This is a genomic window from Rossellomorea vietnamensis NBRC 101237 (assembly GCF_001591825.1).
Classification (GTDB): domain Bacteria; phylum Bacillota; class Bacilli; order Bacillales; family Bacillaceae_B; genus Rossellomorea; species Rossellomorea vietnamensis.
In genome coordinates this window covers 1-21,945 of the sequence record NZ_BCVQ01000038.1, presented here as the reverse complement: position 1 = coordinate 21,945, position 21,945 = coordinate 1, and the positions used below count along the sequence as shown (strand labels likewise).

The 21,945-nt window shown below is 44.9% G+C and carries 21 protein-coding genes and 1 pseudogene; 2 read left to right on the top strand and 20 right to left on the bottom strand.

The features are described from left to right. Nucleotides 1-28: 28 nt before the first annotated feature. Nucleotides 29-1,018, bottom strand: coding sequence for a Gfo/Idh/MocA family protein (locus tag BVI01S_RS16550; RefSeq protein WP_061810968.1), 990 nt, complete (start codon nucleotides 1,016-1,018; stop codon nucleotides 29-31). Nucleotides 1,019-1,101: 83 nt separating this feature from the next. On the opposite strand from BVI01S_RS16550, the gene rpiA reads away from it, so the two are divergent. Continuing rightward, complete coding sequence (rpiA, locus tag BVI01S_RS16545; protein ID WP_034760287.1) at nucleotides 1,102-1,788, top strand: ribose-5-phosphate isomerase RpiA; 687 nt, start codon at nucleotides 1,102-1,104, stop codon at nucleotides 1,786-1,788. A 24-nt stretch (nucleotides 1,789-1,812) separates the two neighbouring features. On the opposite strand, the gene BVI01S_RS16540 is transcribed toward rpiA, so the two are convergent. From BVI01S_RS16540 to queG, 10 genes and pseudogenes are all read right to left on the bottom strand, one after another. Then, nucleotides 1,813-2,304: an STAS domain-containing protein gene (locus BVI01S_RS16540; protein ID WP_051758297.1), complete on the bottom strand. Its 492-nt coding sequence runs from the start codon at nucleotides 2,302-2,304 to the stop codon at nucleotides 1,813-1,815. 140 nt (nucleotides 2,305-2,444) lie between these two features. Next, a complete protein-coding gene (gene yhbH / locus BVI01S_RS16535; RefSeq protein WP_411388018.1) occupies nucleotides 2,445-3,605 on the bottom strand; it encodes a sporulation protein YhbH in 1,161 nt (386 codons plus the stop codon). Nucleotides 3,606-3,869: 264 nt separating this feature from the next. Next, entirely contained in the window at nucleotides 3,870-4,043 is a 174-nt protein-coding gene (locus BVI01S_RS22615; RefSeq protein WP_106298488.1) for a hypothetical protein, read from the bottom strand. A 76-nt stretch (nucleotides 4,044-4,119) separates the two neighbouring features. Continuing rightward, nucleotides 4,120-4,302 (bottom strand): hypothetical protein, encoded by a 183-nt coding sequence (locus BVI01S_RS16530; RefSeq protein ID WP_034760295.1) that lies wholly within the window; start codon nucleotides 4,300-4,302, stop codon nucleotides 4,120-4,122. Between the two features lie 100 nt (nucleotides 4,303-4,402). Then, nucleotides 4,403-6,298 (bottom strand): PrkA family serine protein kinase, encoded by a 1,896-nt coding sequence (locus tag BVI01S_RS16525; RefSeq protein WP_034760298.1) that lies wholly within the window; start codon nucleotides 6,296-6,298, stop codon nucleotides 4,403-4,405. A 428-nt stretch (nucleotides 6,299-6,726) separates the two neighbouring features. Beyond that, nucleotides 6,727-7,476 carry an oxygen-insensitive NADPH nitroreductase gene (nfsA, locus tag BVI01S_RS16520; protein ID WP_061810966.1) on the bottom strand — a complete coding sequence of 250 codons (750 nt, stop codon included), beginning with the start codon at nucleotides 7,474-7,476 and terminating at the stop codon, nucleotides 6,727-6,729. Between the two features lie 86 nt (nucleotides 7,477-7,562). Then, nucleotides 7,563-8,036: a tRNA (uridine(34)/cytosine(34)/5-carboxymethylaminomethyluridine(34)-2'-O)-methyltransferase TrmL gene (gene trmL / locus BVI01S_RS16515; protein WP_061810965.1), complete on the bottom strand. Its 474-nt coding sequence runs from the start codon at nucleotides 8,034-8,036 to the stop codon at nucleotides 7,563-7,565. 16 nt (nucleotides 8,037-8,052) lie between these two features. Further along, nucleotides 8,053-8,097 (bottom strand): annotated as a pseudogene (locus BVI01S_RS23295) (hypothetical protein); the annotation flags it as partial. A 5-nt stretch (nucleotides 8,098-8,102) separates the two neighbouring features. Beyond that, entirely contained in the window at nucleotides 8,103-8,975 is an 873-nt protein-coding gene (locus BVI01S_RS16510) for an amidase domain-containing protein (protein WP_439951116.1), read from the bottom strand. An 85-nt stretch (nucleotides 8,976-9,060) separates the two neighbouring features. Then, nucleotides 9,061-10,200 (bottom strand): tRNA epoxyqueuosine(34) reductase QueG, encoded by a 1,140-nt coding sequence (gene queG / locus BVI01S_RS16505; RefSeq protein ID WP_061810963.1) that lies wholly within the window; start codon nucleotides 10,198-10,200, stop codon nucleotides 9,061-9,063. 99 nt (nucleotides 10,201-10,299) lie between these two features. Between queG and BVI01S_RS16500 the strand changes: the two genes are divergently transcribed. Then, nucleotides 10,300-10,971: a B3/B4 domain-containing protein gene (locus tag BVI01S_RS16500; RefSeq protein WP_034760317.1), complete on the top strand. Its 672-nt coding sequence runs from the start codon at nucleotides 10,300-10,302 to the stop codon at nucleotides 10,969-10,971. A gap of 260 nt (nucleotides 10,972-11,231) precedes the next feature. On the opposite strand, the gene BVI01S_RS16495 is transcribed toward BVI01S_RS16500, so the two are convergent. The 9 genes from BVI01S_RS16495 to BVI01S_RS16455 form a co-directional block, all read right to left on the bottom strand. Further along, nucleotides 11,232-12,200 carry a sugar phosphate isomerase/epimerase family protein gene (locus tag BVI01S_RS16495; protein ID WP_034760320.1) on the bottom strand — a complete coding sequence of 323 codons (969 nt, stop codon included), beginning with the start codon at nucleotides 12,198-12,200 and terminating at the stop codon, nucleotides 11,232-11,234. Between the two features lie 12 nt (nucleotides 12,201-12,212). Next, complete coding sequence (locus BVI01S_RS16490; protein ID WP_061810962.1) at nucleotides 12,213-13,253, bottom strand: Gfo/Idh/MocA family protein; 1,041 nt, start codon at nucleotides 13,251-13,253, stop codon at nucleotides 12,213-12,215. Between the two features lie 15 nt (nucleotides 13,254-13,268). Beyond that, nucleotides 13,269-14,294, bottom strand: coding sequence for a Gfo/Idh/MocA family protein (locus BVI01S_RS16485; RefSeq protein ID WP_061810961.1), 1,026 nt, complete (start codon nucleotides 14,292-14,294; stop codon nucleotides 13,269-13,271). A gap of 19 nt (nucleotides 14,295-14,313) precedes the next feature. Next, nucleotides 14,314-15,039, bottom strand: coding sequence for a ThuA domain-containing protein (locus BVI01S_RS16480; RefSeq protein WP_034760327.1), 726 nt, complete (start codon nucleotides 15,037-15,039; stop codon nucleotides 14,314-14,316). Nucleotides 15,040-15,055: 16 nt separating this feature from the next. Continuing rightward, nucleotides 15,056-16,624, bottom strand: coding sequence for a response regulator transcription factor (locus BVI01S_RS16475; protein ID WP_034760330.1), 1,569 nt, complete (start codon nucleotides 16,622-16,624; stop codon nucleotides 15,056-15,058). Further along, the gene (locus BVI01S_RS16470) at nucleotides 16,605-18,416 is read right to left on the bottom strand and encodes a sensor histidine kinase (RefSeq protein WP_034760333.1); all 1,812 of its coding nucleotides are present in this window, start codon (nucleotides 18,414-18,416) and stop codon (nucleotides 16,605-16,607) included. Before BVI01S_RS16470 ends, BVI01S_RS16475 begins: the two co-directional genes overlap by 20 nt. A gap of 142 nt (nucleotides 18,417-18,558) precedes the next feature. Then, nucleotides 18,559-19,836: an ABC transporter substrate-binding protein gene (locus BVI01S_RS16465; RefSeq protein WP_061810960.1), complete on the bottom strand. Its 1,278-nt coding sequence runs from the start codon at nucleotides 19,834-19,836 to the stop codon at nucleotides 18,559-18,561. 82 nt (nucleotides 19,837-19,918) lie between these two features. Then, nucleotides 19,919-20,746 carry a carbohydrate ABC transporter permease gene (locus BVI01S_RS16460; protein WP_034760337.1) on the bottom strand — a complete coding sequence of 276 codons (828 nt, stop codon included), beginning with the start codon at nucleotides 20,744-20,746 and terminating at the stop codon, nucleotides 19,919-19,921. Next, a complete protein-coding gene (locus tag BVI01S_RS16455; protein ID WP_257474862.1) occupies nucleotides 20,746-21,642 on the bottom strand; it encodes a carbohydrate ABC transporter permease in 897 nt (298 codons plus the stop codon). Before BVI01S_RS16455 ends, BVI01S_RS16460 begins: the two co-directional genes overlap by 1 nt. Nucleotides 21,643-21,945: the final 303 nt, after the last annotated feature.

The following is a 21,945-nucleotide window of genomic DNA, read 5'->3' as shown; positions in this document are numbered from 1 at the left end:
CACTCAATAAAACATCATTTCCGAACCGTCAAGTCCGATCTGCCGGAAAAATCAATCCGATCTGCTTTCTGGCGTTATCCATCACCCTGGAGCTGATTAAAGAATGCTGGTAAGAATTAATGACCGATTCGTATTCCCCGCCTGCTTTGATGATGGAAACAAACTCATTTATTTCGTAATACATGTATGGAAAGTCCTCTTTTTGAGTATAAACACATTTTTCCCCATTATGATAATAAAACGTCAGTGTACTGAATTCACCTATTTGATCGATGGTGACCGTTCCTTCCTCTCCTTGGATTTCAGTCGGGATGTGTGTATTCGAAATCTTCGAGAAAGTAGACACCACTTCCATTTCATCGTATTTCATGATGATTGTGCCTGATCCATCGACACCTGAATCCAGCATGGTGCCAGTTGCCTTTATTTCCTTCGGCTCTCCGAATAGAACAACCATGGGATAGATGCAGTAAACACCCAAGTCCATCAGGGCACCATTGGAAAAAGCAGGATTGAATGCATTCAGCACTGTCCCATCTTTATACGCGTCGTATCGTGAAGAATATTTACAGCAGCTGACATTGACTTTCCGAATGGTCCCGATGGTGTGCAGCTTCTCTCTAAGCAAATGAAAATTGGGCAGAAAAGTGGTCCTGACCGCTTCCATGAGTAAGGCATCGTTCTCCTTTGCAGTTGCAATCATCTCTTGAACTTCCCTTTCATTTGAAGCTAACGGCTTCTCACATAATACGTGAATGCCTTTATTTAAAAAAGTGATGGCCTGACTGCAGTGAAAGGAATTTGGGCTGGCTATGTAGACTGCATCGATATGATCTTTACTCGCCATATCTTCTATATCCGTGAACCAGTCCCCGATCCCATGTCTTTCAGCGAATGCCCTTGCCCTCTCTTCGGTCCTTGAGTAAACAGCCTGTAATTGAAAGTCATCCACTTTTTCTGCCGCTTGAATAAAACGATCGGTGATCCAGTTGGTTCCGATGATTCCGAATCTAATCATATGATCTCTCCTTCTTTCATTCATGTTTATTCTAGTATAAAATGCTAAGTAAAACGATCATTACGTTGGAAAGGGGCCATGCAGTGGACAGCCTGGAAAAGAAATTGGCCGGTGAAAAAGCAGCCGAATATATACAAGACGGAATGACGATCGGTCTGGGAACCGGGTCAACCGTTTATTGGACGATTCAAAAATTAGGGGAACTCGTCTCTCAAGGATTACAGATCAAGGCAATCCCCTCTTCAGTGGAAACAGAGCGCCTGGCAAAAAAAGCCGGTATTCCTTTAACCACTTTCTCTGAGGTGAACATGTTGGACCTTTCGATTGATGGCGCTGATGAAGTGGATGCCATGTTCCACTTAATAAAAGGGGGAGGTGGAGCATTGGTGAGGGAGAAGTTTATTGATACGTTCACCCGCAAGTTTATCGTTGTCGTGGACGAGTCCAAATTGGTCTCAAAGCTTGGCTCCTTCCCGCTCCCTGTTGAGATCACACCCTTCGGATGGGAAGTGACATGCCAATCACTCGCTGAATTAGGGTGCACGCCTGTTCTAAGAAAAAGAAATGATGAACGATTTATATCCGATAACGGAAACTATATCGTGGATTGTCATTTCACAGGCATCGATGACCCTGCCTCCCTTCACTCCCAATTAAAACAATTATTAGGTGTCGTGGAAACAGGTCTTTTCATTGACTTGACCGACCTGATGATTGTAGGGAAACGAGATGGCGTGGAGATTGTCTCCCCAAAGAAGAATCTGACATGATGGCACTCAGTACAAAAGCCAACCTTATTGGTTGGCTTTTTGGAATTCCATGTCTTTTTCCCTCATCAAATACTGCAGTGCTGTCCGGAATGTCAGGAAGGTTTTGATCCCCTGAAGCTCCCTCACTCCTGAATTAATCATTACTTGCGTAAGAGCAGGAGTGAAACCGACGAATAGGGTTTCGATCCCCATTAACCCGATGGCATTGGCCATATTGTGGATATAGGTGCCGAAGATGTCGATCTCTCCGATTTCTTTTTCTGAAATCGCTGAGAAGTCTACAATGATGGTATTGATATCGCCTCCATATGAGAAGTCCAATATCTTTGAAATGATCATCTCAAAGCGTTCAGGACTGAGCCTCCCCGTTATGGGAATCAGAATCGTTTCAGGGATGATGGACGGGATGATGGGTGCTGAGATATCCTTGATAAGCTCTTCGGATTGTGCCAGCTTTTCTTTCAATTCTTTAACCTCTTGCTTTAATCGTTGAACTTCTTGACTTTCACTTGTCATGACAACCCTCACCGCTTATAGAATGTTTTTAAAGTACCTTTCTCTATTTTAGCACTTTAGAAACAGAATAACCTAATGATTTCATATGTAGCGAGATAAATAGATGACAATGAAAAACCAGCCTCGTCGGCTGGTTTTTCTCACGCGAATGCCTTTTCCTGCTCCTTGTGGAAGAAACTCTTCATGGCATGGAATACATCGGCTTTTTGTTTAAGGATGTAGTAGCGGAAATCGTCGTTTTTAATATTTTTATAGGCTGACATTAATGTGGAGTGACGATTATACTGATTCACTTCCCCATATCCGAACATGCTGGACACTTTCATTAATTCTTCGACAAGCTTGACGCACCTCACATTATCACTCGTCAGGTTATCCCCGTCGGAGAAATGGAAAGGATAAATATTGTAACGGCTTGGAGAATACTTTCCATCGATGAGCTCAAGGGCTTTTCGATAGGCTGATGAACAAATCGTCCCCCCGCTTTCCCCTTTCGAGAAGAAGTGCTCTTCTGACACCACCTTGGCTTCGGTATGATGCGCGATGAATTCGATTTCCACGGTTTCATATTTCGTGCGCAGGAATCGGGTCATCCAGAAGAAGAAGCTTCTTGCCATATACTTCTCCCACACTCCCATACTGCCGCTCGTATCCATCATGGCGAGGACAACGGCTTTGGATTCCGGCTTTAATACTTCGTTCCACGTCCTGAATTTCAGATCCTCTGTAAAGATCGGATGAAAGCTTGGTGCTCCTTTCATGGCATTTCGTTTGAAGGCAGACATCATCGTCTTCTTTTTATCTATATTCCCCATTAGGCCGGTTTTACGGATATCATTGAATTCAATATGCTCGACGGTTTGGACATCCTGCTCTTTCTTCTTCAGATTCGGAAGCTCCAATTGGCTGAATAAGGCTTCTTCAATTTCAAGCATCGATACTTCTGCTTCATAATAATCTTCACCGGCTTTGTCCCCGGCCCCTTGACCTTTTCCTGGACCCTGCTGCTGTTGTGAGCCGTCCCTTGCAATGACGTCCCCTACCTGACTTTCACCGTCTCCCTGCCCGACGTGTTTATTCTTATCATAGTTGTAACGGATTTTATATTCATCTAACGAACGAATCGGGATTTTGACGACGTCTCGGCCATTGGACATGACAATGTTTTCTTCTGTGATCAAGTCTGGTAAATTATTGCGGATGGCATCCTGTACTTTCTCTTGATGTCTCTGCTGATCATCGTGACCTTTGCGGTGGAGGGCCCAATCTTCCTTGGAAATGACAAACTGATGATTATCCATTTGACTCAAATTATTCCCCTCCTTAATTTTTTTCACATTTTTTCATTTTCCTGCATACACTATGTTGACTGTCTAAACTGCACGTATCCCATGAAGTGAAACGGGGATTACTCTATCCTATGCAGAAGTATTGATAAATTTACAAATAATTTCGACAATTAACCGTTCTTTTCTGATAGGACGAGCCTATTTTTCTGACAGGTTGTAATGCCTGTCCCGGATTGATCGGATTCAAAAAAAAATAATCAGGCACAAATCACCTGATTAAGCTTCCTCTTCATATTGAGCCGGGTCTGAAACTCGATTGTGCAACTTTAATTCGCCACTGGAACGTAATTTCTCCATTTGCTTTCCCAGTTTAATGACTTCCTCCATATTGGAGGCCATGCTACCATTGAGAGGTTCCGCTTCTTCCCGGGATTTCGGTGTAAACGACATCCTATCAACCCACCTTCATTTGATAATGGGTCCGGCTCTCTATTTATAGATTATGGTATTCAGAGTTTTCTGTCAACTATTCCTTGTCTTTCTCTTTATACTGAACAGGATCGGGCTGCTTTTTATCCTCTTTCAATTCTTCATTCGTCCTGAGCTTATCCATCTGTTTCCCCAATTGCTCCATCTCTTTCATATCATGCGCCATTGAGCCGTTTTCCGGTTCATAATTTTTATCTAATTCGTGTTTGCTTTTACTCATATCTCTTCACCTCTTGGATATTACTTTTCCCTTTAGATGAGAGATTTAAACAATCCAGAAAAAATCGGGAGATGCAAAGCACCTCCCGATCGTTCTTCTATTAACGGTTTAACAGACTGCCTACATAGCGCAGTAATTCGTTGGCGGATGTTGAGTTGTAGCCATGTTCGTCGATGAGGCGGGCAACCACTTCATTGACCTTCTTCAGTTGCTGTTCATCTGGCGTTTTGGATGATGTCGTGATCTTTACAACATCCTTCAAGTCAGCGAATAGCTTCTTCTGAATGGCTTCTCTCAGGCGATCATGTGAATTGTAGTCGAATCGCTTCCCTTTACGGGCATAAGCTGAGATACGGATCAGGATTTCTTCACGGAATGCCTTCTTCGCATTTTCAGAGATTCCGATCTGCTCCTCGATGGAACGCATCAGCTTTTCATCCGGATTGATCTCTTCACCCGTTAACGGATCATGAAGCTTTGCTTTGTTGCAGTAGGCTTCAACATTATCAAGATAGTTATCCATAAGCGTTTTCGCAGACTCTTCATACGAGTACACAAAGGCTTTCTGCACTTCTTTCTTGGCGATATCATCATACTCTTTCCGGGCAAGGGAGATAAAGTTTAAATATTTTTCCCGAAGCTCATTGGTGATCGATGGATGTTGGTCCAGACCTTCCTTCAAAGCACGAAGGACATCCAACGCGTTAATGGTCGGTACTTCTTTTCGAATGATGGTAGAAGAGATACGGTTAATCACATAACGCGGATCGATACCGCTCATTCCTTCATCCTGGTATTCCTTCTTCATTTCATCCACATCGGCAGAATTGAAGCCTTCTACATTTTCTCCATCATACAGGCGCATCTTTTTGATCAAATCGATGTCACCGCGCTTCGGTTCCTTGAGTCGTGTGAGGATCGTGAACATCGCTGCGACCCTTAATGTATGAGGAGCCACATGGACGTTCGAAACATCGCTTTCGTTGATCATTTTTTCATATATCTTCTCTTCCTGGGTGACCTTCAAATTATACGGGACCGGCATGACGATGATACGTGAATGCAGGGCTTCATTCTTTTTATTCGAAATGAAGGACCGGTACTCGGTTTCATTCGTGTGAGCCACAATCAGCTCGTCGGCAGAAATCAGGGCAAACCGTCCTGCTTTGAAGTTCCCTTCCTGGGTAAGAGATAATAAGTGCCATAAGAACTTTTCATCACATTTAAGCATTTCCTGAAATTCCATCAAACCACGGTTCGCTTTATTTAATTCCCCATCGAACCGGTAGGCACGCGGATCGGATTCTGAACCGAATTCTGCAATCGTCGAGAAATCGATGCTTCCTGTTAAATCGGCGATATCCTGTGACTTTGGATCAGACGGACTGAATGTACCAATTCCAACACGTTTATCTTCAGAGAAGAAGACTCTTTCCACTTGGACGTCTTCAATGCGGCCCTGGTATTCTTTCTCCAGACGCATTGTATTCAACGGAGAGAGATTTCCTTCAATTCGGATTCCATACTCTTCATAGAAATCTTCACGTAAATGCTGAGGGATCAAATGCAGCGGGTCTTCATGCATCGGACAGCCTTTAATGGAGAATACTCCTCCTCTTTCAGTCCGTGAATATTGCTCCAGTCCCCGTTTCAACATGGAAACGAGTGTCGATTTCCCTCCACTTACAGGACCCATCAATAATAAGATCCTCTTTCTCACGTCTAATCGTTTCGCAGCAGGATGAAAGTATTCTTCAACGAGTCTTTCCAGCGCCTCTTCTAAGCCAAATAATTGATTGCTGAAGAATTTATACTTTCGTTTCCCCTCGACCTCCTCGACACCGGCATCTTTAATCATATTAAAGACTCTTGAATGAGCAGACTGCCCGATCCAAGGCTTCTCTTTCAGCAGGTCTAAATACTGAGCAAACGTCCCTTCCCATTTCAGTTTCTCTTCTTCTTCTCGGTAATGTTCAATTCTTTTTAAAATATCCATAAGGACCTCCCCCTGTCGCTTAATGAGAGACGATTAATATACTCTATGCGCTTGTTCACCCGAACATGTTAATAAGATATTTTAATTATAGACAAACGGTCGATATTCGCTTCATTCATTGGAATAGGGCATAATTATGAACCGCTTTCTCTTTCGACCTTCAATCTTTCACAAAACAGCAAAAAAAATCCAACTTTCATTCACATCAATTTAAAAATAGGCTATACTAAAGACAGACTGTGGAACAAGTAAACTGGGAGGTTGCAAAAACATGGGTACTGTAATCATCGTAAGTGTATCTCTAACATTCTTAGTAGCGATTTTCACTGCTGGATATAATGATAAACCGGGTTCAAACTAATTAATGAAAAACCTGAAAAAGAACTGACCATATGGCCAGTTCTTTTTCATTTCTCCGGTTGAACCTCTCATCTCTTATTAAAGCCTTTCTTCTCCAGGAATTCCTTCATGTACATCCGCTTCTTACCAGACAGCATCTTTGCCATTTGCGCGGTCCAGCGATCCGATCGTTTCCCTGCAGTCCGGGCATGATAATAGGCTGAAATTGTTTCATCGTAGCGGTCGAGCCCTTCCTTTATGGAGGTCTCATCCACATTGTATGAATCCTCATGATAAACCGATTCCAACGGCAGCCTCGGCTTCACATCCGAATGATGTTCCGGGATACCGACAGCGAGTCCGAATAAAGGGATGACCCGCTCCGGCAGTCCCAGCAGTTCACTTACTGACTCCAGATCATTTCTGATCCCGCCGATGTAGCAGATCCCAAGTCCCATTGATTCAGCTGCAATGGCTGCATTCTGGGCTGCCAGGGAAGCGTCAATGAGGGCCACCATGAATTTTTCCGTGCTCTCTAAAGAAGGAATGACGTCTGCTTCTTCCCAATCCCCGATTTTTTCATGACGGAATAAATCAGCACAGAATACGAAGAAATGGCCGTTTGCTTCGACATAACCTTGATTCCCGGCAAGTTCAGCAAGCTTCTTCTTTTTCACGGGATCCTTCACGCCAATGATCGAATACGCCTGTATATAACTTGATGTACTCGCAGCTTGTGCACTGGAGACAATGGTACGGATCTGTTCCCCGGTCAATGCTTCATTTTTAAATTCACGGATGGATCGATGTTTCAGGATGGTTTCGATGGTTTCATTCATTATGTAGTCTCTCCCTTCTCATTATCCTCTTAGTATAAGCTAAATAAAAAAAGGAATGAAAATCATTTGATTTTCATTCCTGCTTTTTATAATAGACCCGGATAATTCCGCTGTCTCAATGCTTCATAGATGAGAATCGCCGCTGTGTTGGAAAGGTTCAAGGAGCGGACGTTTTCATTCATCGGGATGCGGAGGGCCCGGTCCAGGTTATTCTGGATGATGTCATCAGGAAGTCCGGATGTTTCCCTGCCGAAAATAAAGAAGTATTCTTTGTCTTCCACACTATAGTTAAAGTTCGTGTGAGGGATTTTCCCGTACTTTGTTAAATAGAAAAATTCACCGCCATCGTTTTTCTCGAAGAACTCTTCGATGGAATCATAGTAGACAATGTTTACAAACTGCCAGTAATCAAGGCCGGCCCGCTTTAACATTTTATCGTCCGTCGAGAATCCGAGGGGACGGATCAAGTGCAGGGTTGTGTCCGTTGCTGCACACGTTCTTGCAATATTCCCTGTATTCGCAGGGATTTCTGGTTGATATAATACAACATGTACTCCCATGTCAATGTCACCTCATTCATAAAACTCTAAGTGACATTATACCATTTCTCCCCCATAGAACAAGACTTAACGGTCATCTACGATCGTAAAAAAACGATATTTCATATTAGGTGTATAGGCAGTGGAATCCTCGTATTTCCAATATCTCATCCGGCTATTGAAGGTATGGGCATTCACGAGGGGATCTCCCGCTGCATCCTTCCCCGTGACAATGGTCGTATGATCAAAACGTCCATCCCCTTCAAAGTCGTAGCAGATCACGTCCCCAAGCTTCAATTCTTTTGGATCATCCACCAGCCTCCCGCGAAGACCGATCGTCGAATTAGGGATATACCATCTCAAGGAATTCGCCACCGTCCAGCTGTAACTCCAGTTCTGATTCCGCATCCACCAGCCCTTCCCCTTGGTGGGATATCCACGCATGGGAGCATCCCCTGCATGAAGGCATTGCGAAATATAATTCGTGCAATCATTTTCGAACTTCTTGAATGCCGGGTTATAGCTGTTCCACCACCGCTCTGCATATTGAACGGCACTGAGTCGGTCATACCGGTACGTCACTCTTTCTCCTTCTTCATGAGTGACGCTCACCTCTTCTTCCACGCTCTCCTCACGTTGAATCTGGATTTCTCCATCTTCATACATTTTATCATTGTAGAAGACCGCCCTTCGATTCTCCACTTCCTCTTCCAAATAGAGCAGGGCCCCCTGTTTGATGAGATATTTATAATGAACATCATATAAAATGGTTTGAGTCTCGTTGCTTTCTTGGGTAATGCGGAGGACCTTTCCGGTTGCATCCACCTTCACGATTTCTGCGTGGCGCTCCTCGCAAGATGCTTTTTTCCTTCTCACTTTGTCACTCTCGTAATCTGATTGACTGCGAGAAGTATATTCTTCGATTACATGATGGACTTTTTCCATTAACAGCTTTCGAATCATCGTCTTCCCTCCTCACTAATTGATATGCTCCACTCAAACCGTTCAAAACAAAAAAGGATAAACTCGGAGAGAAATGATGAGTTTATCCTTTGTGGCGTATTAAGTTAAGCCCTTTTTGTATTTCATCCATGACTTCTTCATCGGTTTCAACCGCTTGCTGCTGGAGTAGAGCTTTTTCCGCTGTTTCTCCTCCGATTTTCCCCAGGGCCCATGCGGAGGTTCCCCGCATGACGGGCCTCACATCTTTTCCCATCACATGGATAAGGTCATCTACGGCCGTATCATCTTTAAAGTGAGCGAGGGCAATGATCGCATTTCGCTGAATGGGCTTCTTCCCTCTCCAAGAACCTGATACATGACCGTATTTCTCCTTGAACTCACGGTTACTGATGGTTAATAGCGGCTTTAAGAGCGGCTTCGCGATTTCAGGATCCGGCTCCATCTCTTCATGAAAATGGAAGTCCATCCCTTTATTTTCCGGACAAACGGTTTGACAGGTGTCACAACCGTACAGGCGATTTCCGAGCTTCACCCGGTACTCATCCGCAAGAAACCCCTTCGTTTGGGTTAAGAACGCAATGCATTTCTGGGAATCCAGCTGCCCGCCTTCAATGAGGGCCCCCGTCGGGCAAACGTCCACACATTTATTGCATGTCCCGCATTGGTCCTCCATGGGTGTATCGGGTGCAAAAGGAAGGTTCGTCACCATTTCCCCTAAATAGACATATGATCCGAATTCGGGTGTGATGATGGAACAATTTTTCCCGCTCCAGCCAATCCCTGCACGCTCCGCCACGGCCCGGTCCACAAGTTCCCCCGTGTCCACCATGGATTTGAAACGCGCCTGTGGGACTCTGGAGACAATATACTCTTCAAGCTTTGAAAGACGATCCCTGAGCACATGGTGATAATCCGTCCCCCATGATGCCCTGCAGAAAATCCCCCGTCTCTCTCCACGCTTGCTTTGAGGCGCATCTTTCATCTTGGAAGGATAAGCAAGGGCAATCGCGATGATCGATTTCGGTTGATCAAATATCAAGGAAGGATCGACCCGCTTCTCAATATCCTTCTCCTCGAATCCGGATTGATACCCGAGCATCTCCTGACGAAGGAGCCGGTTCTTCATTTCAGAGAACGTATCGGCGGTGGTAAACCCGATCTTATCTATTCCAATCTCTTTACTGTACGCAATGATATCCTGTTTTAATTGATTTATATCCACTGCCCCTGCCTCCTTTCTGAATTTATTTAAATAAGCATTCGTGAAATAGCAATGTGTATTATGATAAACTATTTTAAAACAAATGTGGAGGGAAAATAAGTGGAAATCACAATAGATTCATCCATTACGAGTAAAATCCCCGATTTCAAAGTCGGATTCATTCAATACCATCATATCGAAGTCGGCTCTTCCCCTCAAATGCTGAAGGGCAGACTTCAACTGTTTCAGGAATCGATCTTCTTTGACCTTCATGATAAGAGTGTCACTGAACTGGAAGGGATTGCCGCCTGGAGGGAAATCTTCAAGAGGACTGGAAAAGATCCGAACCGGTACCGTCATTCAGCCGAGGCCCTTTTCCGCCGTGTCAAAAAACAAAACTATCTGACTACCATCAACTCTGCCATCGATCTCAATAACTTCTTCTCCCTTCAATACGAAGTGCCGATCGGCATCTACGACTGTTCGGGGCTCAAGGGAAATCACATCGAGTTAAAAGTGGGGGAAACGGGACAAACCTACACAGGGCTCAACGGCCGGGAAAACTCCCTGGAAAACCTCATCGTCGCCTGTGACGGGGACGGACCTTTCGGAAGTCCATTCGTCGACTCTGATCGTACACCCGTCGGGGAAGGGACGAAAAATGCCGTACAGATCATATTTTTGAAGCCATCCCTTTCTAAAGAAGAAAGCGGGAAACTGACGAAATCATTGATGGATATGTTCATCGGGATTCATGGAGGGGAAGGTTCCTTTGAAGTGGTTGGTGGATAGTGGATTCTCCAGGATTCCTGGGAATCACTCCAACCCAATGTAGACAGTGGCCGGGGTTAATCCGGTCGAAATTCACAATAATCCGGCCGTTTTTATCGTGAAACCAGCCGAAATCACGATGGATCCGGCCATTATTTGTGAAAATCCAGCCGTTTCAGCAAATAATCCAGCCAATTTACAATAAATGTTAACGCGAGGCACCTCCACACTTACTCTCAAAAAAAAAGAGAGCCCCAATGGACCCTCTCCCTTCAAAAAACCTACACCCACCACATATCCGACGGCTGTTCCTCAATCAAGATCGACTTCAGGTTCTTCACGGCACGGCCGAATCCTTCTTCAATCGACATGATCGGATCTTCATGCTCGATGCTTACGACATAATCATACCCGAATGTGCGCAGGGCACTCATCATATCCGACCACTCCTGCAAGCTGTGCCCGCATCCAACCGAACGGAAGGACCACGCCCTTGTCTGGATGCTGCCGTATGGCTGCATATCTGTCAGACCGTACATGTTGACGTTGTCCTGGTCGATGTATGTATCCTTCGCATGGAAATGGTGGATCGCATTTTCTTTTCCAAGGATCTTGATCGCTGCAACCGGATCGATCCCCTGCCACCAAAGATGACTTGGATCCAGATTGGCTCCGATTGCATCGCATGTTTCTTCACGAAGCTTCAATAACGTGTGCGGAGTATGTACAAGGAACCCTCCGTGGAGCTCGAGACCGATTTTTACATTATGATCCTCTGCTAGCTTCCCTATCTCTTTCCAATACGGAATCAACTTTTCTTCCCACTGCCATTTCAGGATGTCCCCGTACTCGTTCGGCCAAGGTGATACCGGCCAGTTTGGATGCTTGGCTCCTTCATGGTCCCCAGCTGTTCCGGAGAAGCAGTTGACCACCGGTACATTCATCAATCCGGCTAGCTTGATCGTTTTCTGCAGGGCAGCATGGGATTCTTCAGCAAAGACAGCATCAGGTGAAATCGGATTTCCGTGACAGCTGAACGCACTGATCTGAAGTCCACGTGACGTTACCTTCTCTAAGTACTCGTTTCTCTTTTCTTCACTTTCTAAAAGGGCGTCCAGGTCACAGTGGGCATTTCCGGGATATCCTCCCGTACCGATTTCCACTGCGTGAAGTCCGGCTTCTTTTACATAATCCAGCATTTCATCAAGGTTTTTTTGTGAAAATAATACGGTAAATACGCCTAGTTTCATTTATACTTCCTCCTATTTCAATGGGATGCTTTGTCCGGTTTCACTGCTTTTATAAATGGCATCTATGATTTGGGACACCTGCATGGCTTCCTCCGGTTTTACAACCAATTCCTCTAAACCAAGACAGCTATTGATAAAGTTCTGTGCCTGGGGAAGACTCGGATCGTCTTCACCGGGAACCCAATCCGCATCACTATTCAGAAGCATGCCGTGCTTCATCTGGTTCATCTGGAATGGGAATAAATCGACTCCCCCTGTTTCCCCTGAGATGCTCATGCTTTCTTCATCACTCTTCACGTTTGCGGACCATGACGTTTCAAAAAGCATGGATGCCCCGTTATCGAATCTGATATAAGCCGTCACATGGTCATCGACTTCAAAGGTCTCTTTATCGAAATCCCCCCATTGATTCACTTGATCAGGCATTCTACTAAGTTTGTTATAGGTCGTCCCCGTCACTTCGACAGGTGTAGGATTTCCGAGAAGCCACAGGGATAAATCGAGAAAGTGACATCCGTAGTCGATCAGGCTGCCTCCGCCTTGAAGCTCCTTATTGGTAAACACTCCCCAGCCCGGTACTTTGCGGCGACGGATCGCTCTTGCCCTGGCGACCATCGGTTCTCCGATTTCATCTTCCATGATCACCCGCTTCGCCGCACGTGAGTCCTTCATGAAACGATAATGATAGGCGATGGCCAGAACCTTCCCTGATTCTTCAGCGGCACCAATCATTCTTTCACATTCCTCAGGAGTCATGGCCATGGGTTTCTCACAAAACACGTGCAGACCCGCTTCGAGGGCGGCAATCGTGATTTCCGCATGAAATTTATTCGGAGTACAGATCGTTACCGCATCCACGTGCCCGAACATGTCCCGATAATCACTGAACACCTGCGGGATGTTAAAGGTTTCTGCCACGGTTTGAGCCGTGACGGGATTGATATCACTGATCGCTTCAATCGATACTGAATCTGATAGTTTAATAAAAGTAGGGATGTGACGCGTCTGGGCGATTCCCCCGACGCCGATCACTCCCATCCGAAGTTTGGTCATCGCTCGCATTCCCCTTTATAGCTTTACAATTCGTTTTGTTTCACTTGATTCAAGTGCTGCCAAAACAACCTCAAGTGATTTCTTTCCTTCCTCACCCGGTACGGGAGGCTCTGCATCATGAAGGATGCTGTGTACAAATTGATCGATCACGCGGGAATTCGATTGTCCTCCCTCGTCATTCGTTTGAATGCCCCCAAGCTCATACTTCACTACTTCCCCCGTGGCATATTGCACGACAAGGGAGTTGACCGGATCATCTTCTAAACGGAGAATCGCTTTCTCTCCATATATAATGGTGGAGTTGTCTTCTTTGGACACATAAGACCAGCTTGCTGCAAGGGTACCGACTGTACCGCTTTCCGTTTTCAATACGCATACCGCCGTATCATCCACATCGGCATTTTCCTTTGCGCTTGTTTCCACAAAGGCGCCGACTTCTGCAAATTCTTCCCCTAAGATGTAACGAAGAAGATCTGTTTTATGAACACCAAGGTCTCCCATGGCACCGATGAACGCTTCGTCCTTTTTGAAGAACCAGCTATCCTTGCCATCAGCGCTCCAGCCTTCAGGACCGCCATGACCGAATGCCGAACGGAAGCTGTAGATTTTGCCCACTTCCCCGTTTTCAATCAGCTGCTTCGCTTTTTGATGAGAAGGGACAAAACGCTGATTGTGAGCGATCATCAGCTTTTTACCGCTTTTTTCGGAAGCATCGATCATACTTTCTGCTTCTTCACTTGAAGTCGCCATCGGCTTTTCACAAAGTACATGCTTTCCTGCGTTCAGGGCATCGATGGAAATCGGTGCATGCAGGTAGTTCGGTGTACATACGCTCACTGCTTGCACATCAGCGTTGGCCAGCAGTTCTTTATAATTGGTATAGGCTTTAGCTCCGACTGCATCGGCGAGTTTCCATGCCCGCTCTTCGACGATGTCACACACGGCGACTACTTCAACGTTTTTATTACTTGCGTATTCCGGAAGGTGGCGGTGCTGAGCGATGCTTCCACAGCCGATGACCCCGATTTTCAATGTTTTCATGATTTTTCCTCCTCTATTTTCAGTTTGATCCTTTGATCTCTTCGAGCGGCTTTGCATTCCCATATACAGGTCTTGCATGATCCACCGGTGCTGCCCATTTCACGGCATTGACGATGACCTGTTGGACATTTTCATTGTAATAAGTCGGATAGGTTTCATGTCCTGGACGGAAGTAAAATACTTTTCCGTTCCCGCGCTGATACGTACACCCGCTTCTGAACACTTCCCCACCTTCGAACCAGCTGACCATCACAAGCTGATCCGGTGCCGGAATGTCAAAATGCTCTCCATACATTTCTTCTTTTTCAAGCTCGAAATATTCCCCTAAACCGGCTGTGATCGGATGGCCCGGGTCCACAATCCAGATGCGTTCCTTTTCATCCGCTTCCCGCCACTTCAAATCACAGGATGTCCCCATCAAGGTTTTGAAAATCTTAGAGAAGTGACCTGAATGAAGGACGATCAAGCCCATTCCGTCGAGGACCCGCTGTTTCACCCGTTCGACCACCTCGTCCTTCACTTCTTCATGGGCGATATGCCCCCACCAGACCAATACATCCGTCCCTTCCAGCACTTCTTCCGTCAATCCGTGATCACCTTCATCCAATGTAGCGGTTTTCACATTGCAGGACGCTTCTCCGAGGAAAGACGCGATGGCACCATGAATTCCTTCAGGATACACTTCTCTCACTTTCGGATTCTTTTGTTCATGACGATTTTCATTCCATACGGTTACGTTTATCATTGTAAAACCTCCAAGTTTATATTTGTGCATGACGGTATTCATTTGGTGTAACACCCGTGTGCTTCTTGAACACTTTACTGAAATATTTCTCATTCCCGTATCCTACTCCGTAGGCTACTTCGTAAATTTTCAAATACGGGTTTTCCAGGAGCTTTTTCGCCTTTTCCATTCTGATACCGGTGATATAATCCGTGATGGTCGCTCCATAATCCTGCTTAAACTTACGGGAGATGTATTCCCTGCTTAAGAAGAACCTGTCGGCGATGTCCTGAAGATTGATATCCTCCTGATAATGCTGCTGCAGATATTCTTCAATATGCTGCATATTGTTTTTTTCCTTCTGATATTTAACGTTTGTCAGTGTCTGGATAAGTTCGATAAATTCTTTTGTCTTTTCTTCTTTAAACTTCCGGAACGAAAACGATCCGTCTTCATTCCAATAATCCGTTCCCCGGTAGAAAGGTTCCTGACCCTTGATCTCATATTCCTTCAACCAATTGTTTCGCAACAATTCAAATTGATCTTCCCACCCCTTAATCTGCTCGATGGAGATGGTATGCCTGTTTTCTAACTGAGCGAAGATCGCTTCCAGCTGGTGCTGCACCTGCTCCCTGCTTCCAGAACGGATGGCCCATTTCAATTCATTGGAGTAATCCAATAAATGAAGGAGGTGCCCTCTCTTTACATCCCGGTGTGTGACCAGTTTCTTCTGCTCCAGGAGGGCATGCCTTGAAAATACTTCAAGGGCGGATTCATAGGCTTCATTCACCTTTTTTGACTTCTTCCCGAGAGCGAGGACCGTAAACACCTTGCTATATTGATAGATTAATGAGTAGATTTCCTCCAGCAGATAGGTCACACGCTTATGATTCCAGAAGAGAATGACAAGCTCCTCTTCTTTGTGGCTGTTCCGGAAGCATACCCCATCATTTTGCTTTCGTAAGAGCTCATTGCAAATATTGATGAGGGTGAAAAAGGCGAGGTCCCTGTCTCCCTGAAAAGATTTCATGACAATCGGCTTGATCGGCAGGAGCGCAACCGTTTTCTCAAGCTTCGGCAGTGAAACACCGAACTCCCTCTCAACCTTATCCACCATTTCAGCCGTAATGCTCTCCTTCGCGCAAAGACTGGAAAATAATCGATCCCAGTATAGAGGCTTGGCCTCATTGAGTACTCTGTTTTCCTCGACTTGGGTCCTTCTTGACCGGGCCTGCTCATTCCATTCCAACACCGCTTTATCCAGCGTGTCATTCAGTACATCCGGTTCAATCGGCTTCAGGATGTAATCGAAGCTCTTATAATGGATTGCGTTTCTCATATACTCAAAGTCATCATATCCGCTCACAACAATAGTCTTGCTTGTCAAATCAGAGGCATGAAGCCATTTTAACAGGGTGATGCCGTCCCTCTTCGGCATCCGCATATCCGTGAAGATGATCTCGGGCCTGTGCTCTGTGATCAATTCGATGGCTTCGTCCCCATCTTCCGCCTCTAGGATGGTATGGATACCGTGCTTTTCCCATTCTGCCAACAAAAGTAACCCTTCACGCACATGCTTTTCGTCGTCAATGATGATTGCTTTCATTTGCCTCACCTTCCATTCTGAGTGGCAGCCTCATGGTGACCATAAAGCCTCCATCTTCATGATTCTCAAGTAGCAGAGCCGCCTGATGGTCATAGTAAAGTTTGAGCCTTACATACACGTTCTTCAGCCCTATATTGGTTTCATCACCGGTTTTGTTCCATGCATCTGCTTTGAAGTGCTCTTCTATTTCTCCGAGCCTGTCTTTCGTTACCCCAGCTCCATTATCCCGGACGACCATCACCAATTCTTTCCCATCCTGAAAGCAGGTCAGATGGATCCTCCCCACTCCATCTCGTATGTCGAACCCGTGCTTGAAGTAGTTTTCTATGAGGGGCTGCAGGATCATTTTGGGAACGAGAACACCCTTTACCCTATCGTCCACCTCGACACTATACTCCAGGTTTTCGCCAAACCGCTCCTTTTGTAAAAGAAGATACGCATTCGTATAATTGATTTCTTTGCTTAAAGGGACCACATCCTCCTCCATATTCATTCCGTATCTCATTATTTTAGATAAATGGGTGATCAGGGAGTATATTTGCGGGACCCTGTTCTTAAGCGCAATTGTCCCGATGGACTGCAGGGCATTATAAAGAAAATGGGGATTGATCTGCGACTGCAGGACCTTTAATTGATTCGTTTTGTTTTCAAGTTCCAGCTTATACTCCCTGTTGATCAAATGATTGATCCGCTCGATCATCTGTTGAAATCGATTCCCAAGGATCCCGATTTCATCAAAACCGAATGATTTCGCCTGTACTTTCATATTCCCTTTTTCCACCTCCTGGATATTTGAAAGCAATATCCGGATTGGAGATGTAATTTTGAAGGAAACAAACAGAGTCGCCAGCACCACGAGGGTCAAGCCAAGAACGCCGAACAGGATATTGATCTTCGCCACACTAAAGGCACTTTCATACAGATTAGCATAAGATACCCTTTTCACGAGGAACCATCCTCCCGAAGAAGCTGGAAGCTGATCGTACATCATCACCCCGTTGAACCTATCTTCCTTCCACTCAAGTGTCCCGGAAACATCCTTTGACTCCATGATCTTTCTGATCCATTTCTGATTGTTTCCACCATCCGATACGTCACTATCCGAGCTATAGATCATTTCCCCTTCTGATGACAGGAGGTAGAATTCCTCAGAATCAGGGTTATAGAGGTTCCTGCTTAAATCAATGATTTTATCCGGAGAGATGTCCAGGGAAATATACGCCAGCACCTCGTCACCGGGAACATTCCGGAACGCCCTGTGAATCGTAATGATATCCTTCGACCGGTTAATATTCTCCTCTTCCTGACTATTGGTTGGTTCAATGTACATATTGTACGGGCTTCGTTCTGCATTTCTGAAGTATTCCCACTGTGAATCTTTTATTTTATTTGAGAACACAACGGTGGATCGCTTTGTTGCCGAAATGACCCGGTCACCGTCGGCAAAGGAAATGCGAACCCCATTGATTGTGTCCCCAGTGTAGAGAATCGTTTGCACAATATTCTTCACGATGCCGATCGTCAGGTAGTTATTCTCCTTACCCGGTGACCTCATGAAATTGATGAAATCTGGATTATTATAGAGGGACAGCGATAACCCGTTAAGCTCATTGATATAGCTCTCCAAGTTCACCTTCCCCTGATAAAGGAGATTACTGCTTTCCTTCACCACCTGCTCCTCAATCGAATCCTTCGTATACAAATATGTAATGATGATCGAACTGCCAAACGGCACAATCGTCGTGATCATCAACAGCGCAATCAACTTATTCCGAATGCTTGTCTTTAACATGAGGGACGGACCTCCCAGGTCTCACTTATACACTAGTATAAAGTGTTATTCCCCACTCTTGGAAGTATTTTTTCGAAATATTCCTACTAAACTTATAAAATAGAAAGCATGCCTTCAATAGACATGCTTTCTACTATTCTGTTTACTTCAGGTTATCCCACGTTTGTTGGAATCGCTCAAGTACAGTATCATAATCAATTTTTCCGGCTGCATATTCCTGGATGGTCGCAGCGAATTCTTTGTTCGCTCCATCCGGCCATTTGAACCAAGTCCAAGGAATCGTCTTCTCATCTTTAGAGTAGTCAAGGATGGATTGACCAAGGTCACCAAGACCATTCGGCTCGATATTATCAAATGCAGGAATGAAGGCAAATTCTTCTGTGATATAACGCTTACCTGTTTCAGATGAAACCATCCACTCCAAGAATGTTTTCGCTTCTTCAAGGTGCTTCGAGTTCTTATTCAATACCCAGTTATTCGGTACACCGACAGGAAGGCGATCTGCATTCTCGTCATTGCTGATCGGAATCGGAAGGAAGCCCATGTTGATATCAGGGTTGATCTCCGTGATCATGTTCTCAGTCCAGTTCCCTTGTTGAAGCATCGCCGTTTCACCAGAAGCAAACAACGTTACCTGTGTATTATAATCCGTCGTTAAAGGATTATCGTTGGCATATTTAAGCTCAGTGTCCAGTACTTCTTTAAACTGTTTGAACTTCTCGTTCCCTACAATCTTCTCAGATCCGTCATAAAGTCCCGCGATGAACTTATCCGGATCTTCCTGTTGTGCAAAAGGAATATTCAGTAAATGCTGACCGATTACCCACCACTCGCCGTATCCAGCTGAGAATGGAGTGATTTTCTTCGCTTCGAGCTTCTTCGCAGCGTCTTTCAACTCATCAATCGTTTTAGGAGGCTCAGTGATGCCTGCTTTTTTGAATAAATCTTTGTTGTAAACAAACCCATACCCTTCCAAGTTAACAGGCATACCATAAAGCTTGCCGTCTTCATCCGTCATCGGAACTTTCCCGATCGGAAGGACATGCTCAACCCAAGGTTCACCAGAAAGATCCGCAAGCTTCTCTTTCCATAGCTCTAACTCTTTGAATCCACCATTGTTGAAAATATCCGGCTCTTCACCTGAAGCGAATTTCGCTTTAAGGGCAGCACCGTAATCGGCACCTCCACCAACGGTTTCAAGCTTGATCTTAATGTTCGGATGCTCCGCTTCGAATTCTTTGATCATTTCTTGCAGCTGATCGGCAATTTCAACCTTGAACTGGAAGAAATTCAATGTTACAACATCATCACCTGAACCGGAATCCCCGCCTGAGCTGCTTGTTTTGTCTTTAGAAGAACAACCTGCAATGATTCCAAATACTAAAACCAAAGACATACATAGTAATAAAATACGCTTCATAAATGGATTGACCTCCCTGATATAAATTATTTTATATAAATTTCTGTATCAATGATAGACCATCTCGACAGAAACTTTATATCTACTTGATCGAACCTGACGCAATTCCTTTGATGATATGCTTCTGTAAAAACAGGAAGAAAATGATGATCGGTGTAATCCCGAGAACCAACGCTGCAAGTCCCATATCCCACTGCTTCGTATACTGTGCAAAGAACGAGCTGGCTGCGAGTGGGATCGTACGCAGTTCCGCATCCTGTAACACAAGGAGGGGAAGCAGGTAATCATTCCAGATCCACAAGGTGTTCAAAATAATCACAGTCACCGTAATCGGCTTCAGTAATGGGAAGACGATTCTCCAAAACACGCCAAACTGACTGCAGCCGTCTATCATCGCTGATTCCTCGATTTCGATCGGGACGGTTTTCACAAATCCGTGATATAAGAACAGGGACAGCGGCACTCCGAACCCAAAGTACATGAGAATGAGACCGGGAATACTATTGGTCAGTCCCAGTGTCCCCCCAACCTTCATCAAGGGAATCATCACCGTCTGGAACGGGATCACCATGGCTGAAACAAAGATCACGAATAAGATCTTGCTGAACTTTCCTGGTGTACGAACCATCTTCCATGCTGCCATTGAACTGATGATCACCAAACCGATATTACTGAAAACAGTAATGACAAGGGAGTTCCAGAAAGCTCGTGGGAAATTGATGACTTCCCACACTTTTGCATAGTTGGAAAACATAAATTCCTCCGGCCATGCTGCCGCATCAATCAAGATGGCAGCAAATGGTTTCACCGAGTTGACCAGTACGAAGTAGAAAGGGATAAGGAAAATGAGCCCGATCACAATCCCGATGATCTCTAATACAAATGTTTTTTTCGTATAGCGATTTCCCATTATGCCTCAACCTCCTTCTTCTTCGTCACCATTACCTGAACCGTCGTAAACACGGCCACTACCACAAAGAACAGAATCGATTTCGCTGTCCCGAGACCATAACGATTATTCTGGAATGCTTCCTGATAGATATTGATCGCTACAGATTGCGTGGAGTTGAATGGCCCACCGCCTGTCAGCGAGATGTTAAGATCAAATATTTTGAATGCCATTGAAATCGTCAGGAAGAAACAAATTGTGAATGCAGGTAATATTAAAGGAATGATGATTTTTGTGAGGAGGGTCCAATTCGATGCCCCATCCATCTTTGCGGCTTCAAGGAGTGAATTGTCGACCCCTTGCAGTGCTGCTACATATATGACCATCATGTAACCGCTGATCTGCCAGGCAAATACGATGACAATCCCCCAGAAAGCCGTCTTCTCATCACCAAGCCACGGCATTTTAAAGAATCCAATATCCGTCATATTCCCAAGTGACGCGAACCCTTTAACAAAGATGAACTGCCAGATGAACCCGAGTAACAATCCCCCGATGACATTGGGGATAAAGAATACCGTCCTCAGGATATTTCGCGTCTTCAACGCTGCATTCAGTAACAGGGCAAATCCAAATCCTATCAGGTTACTGATGATCACGGCCGCAAACATAAACTTCGTTGTGAACATGAATGAATTAAAAAACGTCTTATCATCCGTGAAGATCTTCTTGTAATTATCGAATCCAACCCACTCGACAACCGAGCTGACACCATTCCATGAGGTGAAGGAATAATACACACCCATCAAGAACGGAAGAATCTGAATCACTAAGAAAAATAAAAGTGCCGGTCCTACAAAGGCAGCGTACGTCAGCAAGCTCTTATACTTGAACTTTTTCTTCGTCACTGCCTTCATTTGTACATCTGGGCTTACTGGTCCAGTCTGAATCTTTGGTTCCACCCGTATCACCACCCTATCTGTGTAATCGCTTTCTTTTATTATAATGGTAACGCTTTCTCAATAAGGGGAACTCAATTGACGAAGAAGGTGCACTATTTTGACTAGATGGGTTTTGTTTTTATGGGTGATGGGTAAATGAAATGGTTGTGAGTTTTGGAGGTTAGTTTTGAAAATGATTAAGAGGAGTTGAAAATAAGATGCCATTATTTACACAATAAAAAAGACTTTCTCATAAAGAGAAAGTCTGTCGTATGTAAG

What these genes read in the sequence shown, in the direction of transcription:
- BVI01S_RS16550 (WP_061810968.1), bottom strand. Translation starts at nt 1,018, where the DNA reads ATGATTAGATTCGGAATCATCGGAACCAACTGGATCACCGATCGTTTT.
- BVI01S_RS16540 (WP_051758297.1), bottom strand. Translation starts at nt 2,304, where the DNA reads ATGACAAGTGAAAGTCAAGAAGTTCAACGATTAAAGCAAGAGGTTAAA.
- yhbH (WP_411388018.1), bottom strand. Translation starts at nt 3,605, where the DNA reads ATGGATAATCATCAGTTTGTCATTTCCAAGGAAGATTGGGCCCTCCAC.
- BVI01S_RS22615 (WP_106298488.1), bottom strand. Translation starts at nt 4,043, where the DNA reads ATGTCGTTTACACCGAAATCCCGGGAAGAAGCGGAACCTCTCAATGGT.
- BVI01S_RS16530 (WP_034760295.1), bottom strand. Translation starts at nt 4,302, where the DNA reads ATGAGTAAAAGCAAACACGAATTAGATAAAAATTATGAACCGGAAAAC.
- BVI01S_RS16525 (WP_034760298.1), bottom strand. Translation starts at nt 6,298, where the DNA reads ATGGATATTTTAAAAAGAATTGAACATTACCGAGAAGAAGAAGAGAAA.
- nfsA (WP_061810966.1), bottom strand. Translation starts at nt 7,476, where the DNA reads ATGAATGAAACCATCGAAACCATCCTGAAACATCGATCCATCCGTGAA.
- trmL (WP_061810965.1), bottom strand. Translation starts at nt 8,036, where the DNA reads ATGGGAGTACATGTTGTATTATATCAACCAGAAATCCCTGCGAATACA.
- BVI01S_RS16495 (WP_034760320.1), bottom strand. Translation starts at nt 12,200, where the DNA reads ATGAAACTAGGCGTATTTACCGTATTATTTTCACAAAAAAACCTTGAT.
- BVI01S_RS16490 (WP_061810962.1), bottom strand. Translation starts at nt 13,253, where the DNA reads ATGACCAAACTTCGGATGGGAGTGATCGGCGTCGGGGGAATCGCCCAG.
- BVI01S_RS16485 (WP_061810961.1), bottom strand. Translation starts at nt 14,294, where the DNA reads ATGAAAACATTGAAAATCGGGGTCATCGGCTGTGGAAGCATCGCTCAG.
- BVI01S_RS16480 (WP_034760327.1), bottom strand. Translation starts at nt 15,039, where the DNA reads ATGATAAACGTAACCGTATGGAATGAAAATCGTCATGAACAAAAGAAT.
- BVI01S_RS16475 (WP_034760330.1), bottom strand. Translation starts at nt 16,624, where the DNA reads ATGAAAGCAATCATCATTGACGACGAAAAGCATGTGCGTGAAGGGTTA.
- BVI01S_RS16470 (WP_034760333.1), bottom strand. Translation starts at nt 18,416, where the DNA reads ATGTTAAAGACAAGCATTCGGAATAAGTTGATTGCGCTGTTGATGATC.
- BVI01S_RS16465 (WP_061810960.1), bottom strand. Translation starts at nt 19,836, where the DNA reads ATGAAGCGTATTTTATTACTATGTATGTCTTTGGTTTTAGTATTTGGA.
- BVI01S_RS16460 (WP_034760337.1), bottom strand. Translation starts at nt 20,746, where the DNA reads ATGGGAAATCGCTATACGAAAAAAACATTTGTATTAGAGATCATCGGG.
- BVI01S_RS16455 (WP_257474862.1), bottom strand. Translation starts at nt 21,642, where the DNA reads ATGAAGGCAGTGACGAAGAAAAAGTTCAAGTATAAGAGCTTGCTGACG.